Below are 12002 nucleotides of genomic sequence, written 5' to 3'. Positions count from 1 at the left end.
GCACATGCAGAGGACAGGTTTAGCATTTGGTTTTTTTTTCGCCAAAAACAGAGGAGGAATCAGCATGAACCACAGGGAGTTGTCCGCGGAGATCATCCAGTTAACAGGAGGAGAAGAAAACATCATACAGGCCTGGCACTGCATCACCAGACTCCGCTTCAATGTTAAGGATGAGAAGAAGGTTCAACTGGAGCAGATTAAAAAACTGAATGGTGTCCTGGGTGCCCAGTTTCAGAACGATCAATTCCAGGTCGTCATCGGAAATAACGTCGCTGCGGTATATGCGGAATTGGAGGGTCAACTGAAGCAGGACACCTCTACCGAGAAGGACAAACAGGCTCCGCGCTCCAGAGGCATCAACGCCGTTCTGGATACCATCTCGGGCATATTCACACCGATTCTGCCGGCTATTGTAGGCACTGGTATGCTCAAAGGAATTCTGGCATTGCTGGTGACCTTGGGACTGTTGCACGAAACCAGTGGCGAATATCAGATCTTGTCCTCCATTGGCAATGCTGCTTTTTATTTCTTGCCTTTCCTGCTAGCGGTGTCATCCGCACGCAAATTCAAGGTGAACGAGTATATCGCTCTGACGCTTGCAGGGACGCTGTTATATCCGACCATTCTGGATGCTTTCAATGCCAATCATCTTGAACCGATTCGTTTCCTTTCGCTCCCGGTTTCGATCGTGAATTATACGCAGTCCGTCATACCGATTATTCTGGGTGTGTGGTTGCTTAGCTACGTGTATCGCTGGGTGGACAAGGTTATTCCAGGGCCGGTAAAAGTTATTTTTACATCGATGATTGTTCTGGTCATTACGGTGCCGGTTCTGTTGATTGCCATCGGCCCGTTAGGTACTTACATCGGTACTTATTTGGAAATGGGTACATCGTGGCTCTTCGCCCATTCCGGTCCTTTGACGGGAATTATCCTTGGCGGTTTGATGCCATTAATCGTCATGACAGGCATGCACTATGCATTTTTTCCGAGCACACTGCAAAATTTGAGCAAACTTGGTTATGACGTGCTTTTGTTGCCCATCAACCTCGTCACCAACATGAGTCAGGCTGGCGCGGTAATGGCGGTGTTTCTCAAAACGAAAAATCCAAACATGAAGTCGATTGCACTGTCGAGTGGCATTTCCGCTTTACTGGGCATTACGGAACCTGCGTTGTACGGAGTTACGCTAAAGTTGAAAAAACCGTTCTACGCATCACTCGTTGGTGGAGCCGCAGGCGGTGGGTTTATAACAGCAGTTGGCCTGAAATGTTTTGGATTTGCTGTTCCGGGATTGCTGTCACTGCCGTTATACATCGACCCGAAGGGTGGGATGTCCAACTTGTGGTATGCGTTAATTGGAGTCGCTATCAGTTTCGTCATTTCGTTTATCTTGACTCTGATGCTGAAATGGGATGATTCTGAGCCACAGCCTTCGGTATCGTTAGACCCCCCATCGATGGAAGTGAAACCTGAAACCTCGCCGAAGGAAAACAAATTGCCTGTCACGGTTCACTCCATTGAAGAGAAGAAAGGTGAGGTACAGAGTCCGCTGACCGGGGAACTTGTCCCACTTGCAGAGCTTCCAGACAAAACATTTGCAGATGAGTTGACAGGTAAAGGAATTGCGATCAGACCGACAGAAGGCAAAGTGACCGCACCTTTTGACGGAATAGTCACGATGGTAGCCAAAAGCAAACATGCGATTATGCTTCAATCCATGGATGGGATTGATATACTCATCCACGTTGGACTAAACACGGTCTCGCTCAAAGGCAAGTTCTTTGATGTCAAAGTAGAAGCTGGACAAGAAGTCCGCTTGGGCGATCCGCTTATTGAATTCGATCTGGAGAGCATCAAAGCAGCGGGACTGGACATTGTTTCACCAGTTATTGTGACGAATACGCCGGATTATCTGGATGTTGTGCCAGTGCATGTGAAGGGGGTGATTTCAATGAATGAATTGCTTCTAGTCACTGTTCGCTAAATGTTTTATCACATTTATCATATGAAGTCATCTTAATTTCAAACTCAAACTATTATATCAAAGGAGCACAACCATCATGACAAAACAAGAAACTAAACAAGCATTCCCAGCAGGCTTTTTGTGGGGAGGCGCTACAGCAGCCAATCAGTTGGAGGGAGCATTTGATGCTGATGGGAAAGGGCTGTCCACTTCGGACATGGCTCCATTCGTACCCAAGGAACTTCGCAATGGCAAGGATTTTACCTTTGATGTCAATTCTGTTGAGCTTGAAGAGTTCCTGGGAGGAAACACAGATGTGTATTTCCCGAAGCGCAACGGGGTAGATTTCTATCATCGTTATAAAGAAGACATTGCCATGTTCGCCGAGATGGGATTCAAGGTATTACGGATCTCTATGGCATGGACACGCATTTTCCCTACAGGGGAGGAAGAGGTTCCTAATGAAGCAGGTCTGGCGTTCTATGACAATGTGCTGGATGAACTCTTGAAGCATAATATCGAACCGCTCGTGACCATCTCCCATTACGAAATGCCTGTACATCTCACTCAGAAATACAATGGTTGGGAAGACCGCAGACTCATTGACCTGTATCTGAAATTCGCCAACACCCTGTTTGACCGTTATAAAGACAAAGTAAAATATTGGATTACGTTTAATGAAATGAACATGATCCTTACAAGCCTGTATACGGGTGGCGGTATCCTTGAGGATAAAATCAAAGGCAGCAAAGAGCAGGTTGCCTATCAAGCGACGCATCACCAGTTTGTAGCGAGCGCACTCGCTGTAAAAAGCGGTAAAGAGAAGATGCCAAACGCCCAAATCGGCTGCATGATTTGCCGTCTGGAAACGTACGCTGCATCAAGCAAACCGGAGGACGTTCTGCAAACGCTGAAGGAAGATCAGATGAATCTGTTCTATCCAGAGGTTCAGGCACGGGGCGAATACCCATCTTACATGAATCGATATTTTGAGGAGAACGGGATTAAGCTGGTGAAGGAACCTGAGGATGATGCGATTATTAAAGATAACACGGTCGATTTCATTGCATTCAGCTATTATATGACTTATATCGGAAAATACGATCCGAATGACAACAGCAATTCCGGCATGCTGGTTAGTCAAGTGAAAAACCCTCACCTGGAAGTGACTGAATGGGGTTGGCCAATCGATCCAATCGGTCTTCGTGTTGCACTGAACCGTTTGTACGACCGTTATCGGATGCCTTTATTTATCGTTGAGAATGGCCTTGGTGCTACCGACAAACTGGAGGAAGACGGCTCCATTCATGACACATACCGGATTGACTATCTGCGTCGCCACATCGAGCAAATGAGAGAAGCGGTAGCAGATGGTGTAGATTTGATGGGCTTCACAAGCTGGGGACCCATCGACATTATTAGCTGTTCCACATCTGAAATGGGTAAACGTTATGGCTTCATTTATGTAGATCAAGACAATGCCGGGAATGGTACGCTGCAAAGATACCGCAAAGACTCGTTTGACTGGTATAAACAAGTTATTGAAAGTAATGGACAAATCTTATAACAAGCATAAAACATCTGTGCAAGACAGCCGATCCATGGACCGGCTGTCTTTGGTTTAAGGGCTATTATTTTTTCTGAAACGAATGAATAATTAATATCATATGTGTAAGTTTAGTAAATTTCTTGATCAAATCGGTTGATTCGTTGACCGAGGCATGACCAAATGTACTAACTCAATAACCCCCAACGAAAAGCATAAGCAACGACCTGTGTCCGATTTTTTGCACGCAGCTTGGACATCAAGCTGCTTACATAATCTCTCACAGTATATTCGCTGAGGAACAACAAGGAAGCGATTTTTTTGTTGTCGTATCCTTCCGCCAGAAGTTCGAGAACGGTGGACTCCCTTTCTGTTAAGGCGATGGCCATCGTTTTGGCGGTGTTTTCCTTCTCTTTTCTGGATAAAAACAAACCAATTCTCTTTCCCACTTGTTCAAGCAAATCGAGTTCGCCCTTCGTACAATCAAATGAATCCCCCATTTGGTCAAAAGTGACCCAGCCATACAATTGCTGCTCGTGGGCAATCGGTATAAATATGATCGAAGACAACTGAAATAACTGGATATGCTCGTCCCTTAGATAAGGTTTTGGATTTTTCAAGTAGATCGGTCTCTTGGAGTTAAAGATTAGATTTTGCTCGGTCAATTGTCCTTTCATACTCTGAATTTTCGGAAGTTCTTCACCAATGACCCCATAGAACTGGTTGGACCAAGGTACATAGGCATAGAAGACACAACGTTTATAATTGAAATACTTCTCACATTTTTTCAGGATAAAGGCTAAATCTGAAGCTCCGGAAGAACTGACTAGGAGTTGGTTTAACTGATCCAGCAAGCGCAGGTTCCTTAATTCGTCATTTTCCTCCGTTCCTTGATTAACAGACTCCGTATCAGCCCACTTATGAAAGCTATGCATCAGATAAGAAAAGACAGATAACAGGAACATTAGAGGGTCCAACATCCGTTGATGTTTCAGTTGTATTAATAGTGTTAGTAAAGCTTTTTCCAATATAATTTGAAGCCATTGTAAGCTTGCCATATTTAAAATAGTTAGCTGGGATTGAACCCAGGTATCCAAATAAGAAGAATAATGATTATCCAAATGATCCAAGTCTGAATAAGTAAACATTTGAAAAAAGGATCTCATCAGTACTTCCGTTTCGTTCCGATGTATTTCAGGGATGTTAGCTTCCGAAATCAAGTAAATGTTTGTGTTTTCTTCGAGCTGTTTGCTGTGCGTTTTGAAAAATAATACAAATTCCTGAAAAGTCATTTCACCATATGGATGAAAATGTTGGGTCATAATAAGCCGTTCCCTTCCAATGAAATACCCTACAAATGGAGGGTATACAATCCATTATTACACAGAACCTTATAGGATAGTATTTCAAAATTAAAGGAGTAAGATTGAAGAGTACTGATTATTGAATCTTACTAATCATGAAACGGAGCGGTTGAATCTTATGAAATTACATGCAAAAGTAGCTATTGTTACAGGCGGTGCCAGTGGAATTGGTGAGGCCACGGTTCGCCTTTTCGCAAAAGAAGGAGCAAAAGTGGTCATTGCTGACTATTCTGAACATGGTAAAGAGCTAGCTGCCGAACTTAATGGAGAAGGTCATGATACGTTATTTGTCAAAACAGATGTGACTAAAGAAGAAGATATTAAACACATGATTAAGGAAACTGTTGAGAAATATGGCAAGCTGGATATTATGTATGCAAATGCAGGGGTTGCCGATGACGAAATCGCTGATGTATTGTCTTATGATAAATGGAAACGCACAATCGATATTAACTTGTCGGGTGTATTTCTTTCCGATAAATATGCTATTGAGCAGTTCCTTAAGCAGGGAAATGGCGGAATTATTGTTAATGCTGGCTCGATCCACAGCTTTGTTGCATTGCCTAAAACGACAGCTTATGCTTCAGCAAAAGGAGGCGTTAAACTGTTAACTCAGAATTTATGTACTGCTTATGCAAGCGAGGGAATTCGTGTCAACGCGGTATGTCCTGGATACATTGAAACGCCTTTGTTGAAAAACGTAGATGCAAAGAGCAAAGAATATTTAACTTCACTTCATCCACAGGGCAGACTTGGAAGACCAGAAGAAGTAGCTAAAGCTGTGTTGTTCCTAGCCAGCGATGATGCTAGCTTCGTGAATGGTACGACCTTGCTTGTTGATGGCGGCTATACCGCGCATTAATTTAGTTGAGATGTAGGATGAATTTATCTGAAAACAGATGATCAAATCGAAATAAACCTCTAATCATTGAAAAATTCATTCATGATTAGAGGTTTTCTTTTACATACGGCGGAGGCTATAGAAGCTTCCTAAATTACCCTTTGACAGAGCATTAAGGTTTGCTGCATACTGACTTTATAAAGTTATTTTATAAAGAGGGTTACAAAACGCACTGGATACATTTAGAAAGGATCAATGGAGATACAGGAGGTGAGCGTTATGGTATATATAATTTTAGCAGCTATCATTTGGATTGGAGCATATGCGGCTTTGAAATTGTCGAGTCAGCCTATAGAAGTGAAGCCCATTCGATCCATTAATGATTTCTTTGAATAACTTGAGGAATTGCCATAGACACTTAATAAGTATACTTTATAAAGAAAAGTGAATGGACCCTGTGATGTGGCTAAGAGCAGGCAGAATCCCTAAAACAATACTTCATTTGGGGGATTTGTTCTTTTGAATTCTGGTTCGAACATGATTTCATTCAGAAGCACCCTATGAATAAACGCCGGCGACCTTAACAGGAAACCGGCGCTTCACTTATTTTTTCGGCATTTTACTCTCATCCATGTATAGCAGGTTCCAGCGGTGACCGTCCAGGTCGGCAAATCCTGCGCCGTACATCCAGCCGTCGCTTTCACTCGGTTTGCCAAAGATGCTTCCTCCGGCAAACTCCACTTTTTGAATAAAGGTATCTATTTCTTCTCTGCTTTCAGCGCCAATGGAGAATATTACTTCTGCGCTATGGGAAGTATCTGCTGTTTTTGAACCTGTAAATTTCTCAAACGCTGACTCCGGGAACAATAGAATCGCTGTTTGACCTATGGAAAGCTTGGCTCTTTCGTTCCCAACGCTCACCGCTTGGAATCCAATTTCATTGAAAAAGGCAGTTGACCTCTCAACATCTTTGACCGGCAGGTTAATCCAGATCTCTTGTGGCATGGTTATAGCCTCCTAAAATAAAATTAACTAAGCTTAATATACTCTACTTCTGGTAGCAGATGCGAATCTTATCAAAGAAATAAATGAATGTTATTATTATGAATATTGAACAAATGGAGGGATGGACATAGATAAGAAGAAGTACTTTATCCTGATGCCACCGATGTTAATCATTGGACTGTTTATAATTTACTTTCTTACAGCAAATCAGAGAGCTTATGTATTCTTAGTTCCTATTGTATTTTGGTTGACATACTATATCTGGGTATTTGTTGAAAGAAAACAAGATAAAAAAATAGAATAAGAAATTATAGGTTGAGAGGTGTTAAAATGTTTTCGCATCGCTTGCTTACTCACGATACAATTATTGAATTATTGCCCAACATTAATACAGAACAGAATCTGCTTTTTTATAGTTATTTAACGCAACGTAAGGATAAGGCTCAATATGTTGGTCAATTTATGAATAGCCAACTTACAGCTGTATTAGCTTATTTTAGCGAACTATCTTTTCCTGCATTTTCTTTCTTCCGAGTGGAAGATCAGGACATCTTTTTGCCAGAACTAATTGCTTTTACAAGAGAAACTATCCAACTTGACGAAAGTGCTGTATGTGGCACGGTACTCTGTCAACGAGACCTTGAACTTTTTCAATCCTGCGGACTCATCAAAGGAATTCCTCAGCGTTTTTTAACTATGAAACATCAGGATGAATCGAAACTCCTTGAAGCTCACATTGCAAAAAAGATAAATGAAAATGAATATTCTAAGGTAATTGATTTTTTACATAGTGGGGAAATGAGGTTTTTTACAAGGAGTGAGTTAGAGAATTACCCTTTTCTTGGAATTAAGGAAGGGGAGGATTTCATCGCTGTGGGCGGCTACCATTTTTATGACTCTCAGCTAGTATAGCTTGGGAACATTGTTACCAGGTTAGATTACAGAGGCAGAGGATTAGCTAAACGCCTAACAAGTGAATTGACACACCTCGGTAAAAAACGGTCACCAGATGTTTATCTGGGCGTTTTAGCAAATAACGTGCCTGCTGTTCGCTTATATAAAGGCTTGGGGTATCAAACAACAATGGAACTTTATATTGTCAATTTTACTTTATCCACAACAAAAATATAATTCGATGTATAGTCGCTACTTTAGCGGCTTTTTTTGTTTGATTGGTACAAGAACTAAATTCATTGTAACTTACTCTAAAAAACGAATGAATATTCCCTATCATCTCTATATAGTTCGTAAATAACTGTGAACAATACGTTAATTCATTGACAATGAGTGATATATTTATTAAAATTCGAAAGGGCATCAGGGTAAAGCAGATATGAGTATCCTTATCATTGGTTTAGAATCTTAGCTTTTTAATCCTAATGACGAATATAGGAGCGGTAATATTACAATCCTATGACGATGATTAGGATTTTTTTATTTTTAGCTTTGGTGAATAATTTGAAAGTTGGAGGCTGGCTTTAATCATGGACAATTGGTTCAAACTAAAAGAAAGAGGCACGACCGTTTCAACAGAGATCATCGCAGGGATTACAACATTTTTCACGATGGTATACATCGTAATCGTAAACCCAGGAATACTCAGCAGCACGGGCATGGACTTTAACGGAGTATTCATTGCTACAGTGTTGGCGAGTATTGTGGCGACGTTGATCATGGGAATCGGGTCCAATTATCCGATCGTTATAGCGCCCGGTATGGGTCTGAATGCATTCTTTGCTTATAGTGTAGTTGCTGGATATGGCGTGTCTTGGCAGGTTGCACTGGGAGCGGTATTTATAGCAGGGCTTTTGTTTATTATTTTATCGCTTACTTCATTTCGTTACATGCTGCTTGATGCCATTCCTGCGAGCCTTAAGCACGCGATAACAGCAGGGATTGGATTGTTTATTACAACGGTAGGCCTGCAAAATTCCGGGATTATTGCTGATTCCGAATCCAATTTGATTACGATCGGGAACTTGGCAGAACCTATGACTTACTTGACCATAATCGGATTAATTATCACTGTTGTGCTTATGGCTTACAATGTAAAAGGTTATCTGTTCATCGGAATGGTGGTAACAGCGATTCTTGCCTGGATCATGGGGCTGTTTCAAATGCCGGAGTCGATTGTATCCTTGCCACAAGGCCTCACGTCAACGGCTTTCCAATTGGATTTGGCAGGCGTATTCTCTAATGGTTTGTATACCATCATATTTACGTTCCTGTTGATTACGCTGTTTGATACGACGGGGACGATGCTCGGCGTTGCTGAACAAGCAGGGCTGCTGAAGGAAGGTAAATTTCCGCGCTCACGCGGCGCCCTATTGGCAGATGCCGTTGGGACTACCACTGGCGCTTTGCTTGGAACGAGCCCAACATCGGCTTATATCGAGTCCAGCACAGGGGTGGCTGCAGGAGGAAGAACAGGACTGACGGCGGTAACGGTAAGTGTACTACTTGCTCTTACTTTGTTCTTTACACCAATCGTAAGTGTCATATCAGGTATCCCGGCGATCACTTCTCCGGCACTGATTATTGTTGGTTACTTTATGATTAGCGTAATCAGCAAAATCAATTGGAAGGATCTCGAAGAAACATTTCCTGCCTTTTTGATTATCATCCTTACTCCGTTGACGCACAGTATTGCGACAGGCATCGGTGTTGGCTTCATTTTCTATCCGGTACTCAAGCTGCTTCGCGGAAAGGGCAAGGATGTTCATCCGATATTCTACATTTTTGCGGTATTGTTCTTCATCCAGCTTGTATTCCTGGACCACTAAGAAACGGTTTAATCTCAAAAAGGAGAACTGCTTATATAAAGGCAGCTCTCCTTTTTTATATGAAACCCTCTTTTCAATCCTGTAGAGAAGAATTATTCTTCGTATTTAATACCTCAAATGCTTCCTTTAAAAAATCCATGGTATGCTTAGGCACCAACGCCTCATAGGGTTTTACGCTTTTATTCAGTTCTTCGTTATTTACCTCGTCATTGAACATGAGATTACGTAATGGAGTATCTGCACATATGCCATGCAACTGCTGCTGTATGATAGGATGATCTGGTGTAAGATCATTTACGATAGCCCGATGGACAAGCAATAACAAATTGTAAAATCGTCCATCCATATGGGTTTGCTTTGAGATATCCTCTGGAAACACCTGATCAATAATATCTATAGAGACATACTTTTGAAGCAGCTTTTTTTGAGCCTCCTCAACACGCATGGAATTCATAAGTAACATGAGTATTTCAGAGTTTGATTCATTGAGTTGATCTTGCTCGGTTAACAATTGGACTCGTTCAATGAGTGCTAAAGAACAATCAATGGCTTCCCTCCGCTGTCGAAGTAATTGTTCTTGAACTCTAATGATTTCATGGAAAGAATATTTCGGATTTTCCAAACAGACTTTAATCTCGTTTAAGGAAAGACCTAGACTTTGCAATAGTTGGATTTCATGAAGCCTTTTAAAGTCCGCATCCACATATATATAATGATCTTTTTCATTTTTCTGTGAGGGGACTAATATTCCAAGTTGTCGATAATGTCGTAAGGTACGAACCGTCGTATCTGCCAGCTTTGCAAATTTACTTGCCGTTAATCTCATCTAAAATTCCTCTTTTCCAAAATCATTTCTTGTATTTTTTCGCCAGAATCATTCCAATACAGGTATTATAAATCCCATGGGCAAGCATTGACGGGATTAACGAGCCGGTAAAATAAAAGAGTAGTGCAAAAATCAAACCATTTACAAATACACCTGTGAGGATACCAGTGGCTCCTTTATATTGGGGAACATGTATTACCCAAAATAGAAAAGTGCTTATTAGGATAACGAGCCAATCCACAATTATAGAGTATCCAATACATAATCCGATCAGGACACCTCTAAAAAAGAATTCTTCAAACACCCCACCACCTATTGCAGATAAAGCTATACCACTTGGTTGGATCATTATTTTTTTGATCAGATCTGATCCCTCGGTTTTGGGGAGTTCTGTTCTGGTTTTGATGAATGCAACTAGAACAATAGTTGTTATAACCAAACTAGAAATAAGACCAATGAGTACTGCGGATAAAATACTAATCTCGTTTGGTATAAATAGGTCAGCTATAAATGGTAACATATCTCCCCGTTTGAATATCCAAATAAAAACCAATCCGATAAAAAGAAATGATGTTAGCGTTAGTGATGCTCTCAACAGTATTTTGTACTGTTCCTTTGCCGTGGTGTCAGTCATAATTAAACTCCTTTTATCTGTTTTTTTTCATTATAGATTGTGACGTAGCGTCCCCCGCAACATTTGCTTTTTGTTTAAAAAAACAAAGTTCCTGTCCCAAATGGAGGGCAAAACTTGGGGTCATAACTGATTAGGTGTAAAAAATAATGAATATAATTATGCTTACGGGCAATTCTAACCTCTAGAAATGAATGAAGAAGTATCCAGGATGAGGAGGGGATAGTTATGACCTACACGCCAGCTTTATTGATCATAGATATACAGATCGGATCATTTATGGATCCTCTCTTTATACATAACAGTGAAAAATTATTAGATAATATCAAACAACTTATTACGTGGGCCCACATAAGTAAGATTCCAGTCATACTTACGCAGCATAATGGGAAATTAGGGACGCTTACCTCAAAAAATTCCTCAGGGTGGAGTCTTCATCCCGCCTTACCCTTGATCGCTCAAGATGTGAAAATTGAAAAGAACTTTCCAGATTCATTTCAAGATACCACCCTTGAATCCCATTTAACTCATCTAGGGGTTAATCAACTGGTTGTCGCGGGAATTCAGACTGAGATATGTGTTGATGCGACATGTCGTAGAGCATTTAGCTTGGGATATGACGTTATTTTAGCAAAAGATGCTCACAGTACCGCGGACTCTTCCGTTTTAATTGCAGATCAAATCATTACACATCATAATATTCTTCTACAAAACTGGTTTGTTTCTTTAAGCGATACCCAGGATATCATAATGTCGGTTTCAAGATAAACAAGGAATCAACCCGGTCTCTGGATGTCCAATTAAATAAAAGTGACTTGAAAAGAATTGAAGCCGAAATTCCGGAGAATGAAAAAGCAGGTGGGAGTTTTCCGTAGATAAATTTTAAAAATGGTGTTGTGGTCCGTCCATAAGTTAATAGATAATTCAAGACCTTGAGGGTGCTAAACTCTCAAGGTCTTTCTTATTTTCTCTCTCCCAGCATCGAATAAATAAAAACCACGCTGAAATCGATCCATAATTTACAAGTTTACTAGAAACTT

11 protein-coding genes are annotated in these 12002 nt (G+C 41.0%); 7 read left to right on the top strand and 4 right to left on the bottom strand.

The genetic code is table 11. From position 1 onward, the window contains the following. The first annotated feature begins 64 nt into the window (after positions 1 to 64). Together MKY42_RS18025 and MKY42_RS18020 are read left to right on the top strand one after the other, a co-directional pair. Positions 65 to 1987, top strand: coding sequence for a beta-glucoside-specific PTS transporter subunit IIABC (locus tag MKY42_RS18025; RefSeq protein ID WP_090899119.1), 1923 nt, complete (start codon positions 65 to 67; stop codon positions 1985 to 1987). A gap of 76 nt (positions 1988 to 2063) precedes the next feature. After that, complete coding sequence (locus MKY42_RS18020) at positions 2064 to 3533, top strand: family 1 glycosylhydrolase (RefSeq protein WP_090899116.1); 1470 nt, start codon at positions 2064 to 2066, stop codon at positions 3531 to 3533. Positions 3534 to 3700: 167 nt separating this feature from the next. Here the strand turns inward: MKY42_RS18020 and MKY42_RS18015 are convergent, their stop codons facing one another. Further along, on the bottom strand, positions 3701 to 4570 hold the full coding sequence (locus MKY42_RS18015) for a LuxR C-terminal-related transcriptional regulator (RefSeq protein ID WP_339843732.1): 870 nt from the start codon (positions 4568 to 4570) through the stop codon (positions 3701 to 3703). Between the two features lie 424 nt (positions 4571 to 4994). Between MKY42_RS18015 and MKY42_RS18010 the strand changes: the two genes are divergently transcribed. Then, positions 4995 to 5738 (top strand): glucose 1-dehydrogenase, encoded by a 744-nt coding sequence (locus MKY42_RS18010; protein ID WP_090902403.1) that lies wholly within the window; start codon positions 4995 to 4997, stop codon positions 5736 to 5738. 582 nt (positions 5739 to 6320) lie between these two features. On the opposite strand, the gene MKY42_RS18005 is transcribed toward MKY42_RS18010, so the two are convergent. Then, complete coding sequence (locus MKY42_RS18005) at positions 6321 to 6722, bottom strand: VOC family protein (RefSeq protein WP_090899110.1); 402 nt, start codon at positions 6720 to 6722, stop codon at positions 6321 to 6323. A 330-nt stretch (positions 6723 to 7052) separates the two neighbouring features. Between MKY42_RS18005 and MKY42_RS18000 the strand changes: the two genes are divergently transcribed. From MKY42_RS18000 to MKY42_RS17990, 3 genes are all read left to right on the top strand, one after another. After that, positions 7053 to 7634, top strand: a complete 582-nt coding sequence (locus tag MKY42_RS18000; protein WP_339843730.1) for a GNAT family N-acetyltransferase — start codon at positions 7053 to 7055, stop codon at positions 7632 to 7634. A 9-nt stretch (positions 7635 to 7643) separates the two neighbouring features. Next, positions 7644 to 7853 (top strand): GNAT family N-acetyltransferase, encoded by a 210-nt coding sequence (locus MKY42_RS17995; RefSeq protein ID WP_339852979.1) that lies wholly within the window; start codon positions 7644 to 7646, stop codon positions 7851 to 7853. A gap of 353 nt (positions 7854 to 8206) precedes the next feature. Next, a complete protein-coding gene (locus tag MKY42_RS17990) occupies positions 8207 to 9505 on the top strand; it encodes an NCS2 family permease (RefSeq protein WP_339843728.1) in 1299 nt (432 codons plus the stop codon). Positions 9506 to 9578: 73 nt separating this feature from the next. Here the strand turns inward: MKY42_RS17990 and MKY42_RS17985 are convergent, their stop codons facing one another. Both MKY42_RS17985 and MKY42_RS17980 read right to left on the bottom strand, forming a co-directional pair. After that, positions 9579 to 10331 (bottom strand): MerR family transcriptional regulator, encoded by a 753-nt coding sequence (locus MKY42_RS17985; protein ID WP_090899098.1) that lies wholly within the window; start codon positions 10329 to 10331, stop codon positions 9579 to 9581. 22 nt (positions 10332 to 10353) lie between these two features. Continuing rightward, the gene (locus tag MKY42_RS17980) at positions 10354 to 10965 is read right to left on the bottom strand and encodes a type II CAAX endopeptidase family protein (protein ID WP_090899095.1); all 612 of its coding nucleotides are present in this window, start codon (positions 10963 to 10965) and stop codon (positions 10354 to 10356) included. Between the two features lie 225 nt (positions 10966 to 11190). Here MKY42_RS17980 and MKY42_RS17975 point away from each other — a divergent pair, with 225 nt between their 5' ends. Then, the gene (locus MKY42_RS17975; RefSeq protein WP_090899092.1) at positions 11191 to 11730 is read left to right on the top strand and encodes a cysteine hydrolase family protein; all 540 of its coding nucleotides are present in this window, start codon (positions 11191 to 11193) and stop codon (positions 11728 to 11730) included. Positions 11731 to 12002 lie beyond the last annotated feature (272 nt).

The organism is Paenibacillus sp. FSL W7-1088 (assembly GCF_037969855.1).
Taxonomy (GTDB): Bacteria; Bacillota; Bacilli; order Paenibacillales; family Paenibacillaceae; genus Paenibacillus.
This window is presented reverse-complemented; position numbering and strand designations above follow the sequence as displayed.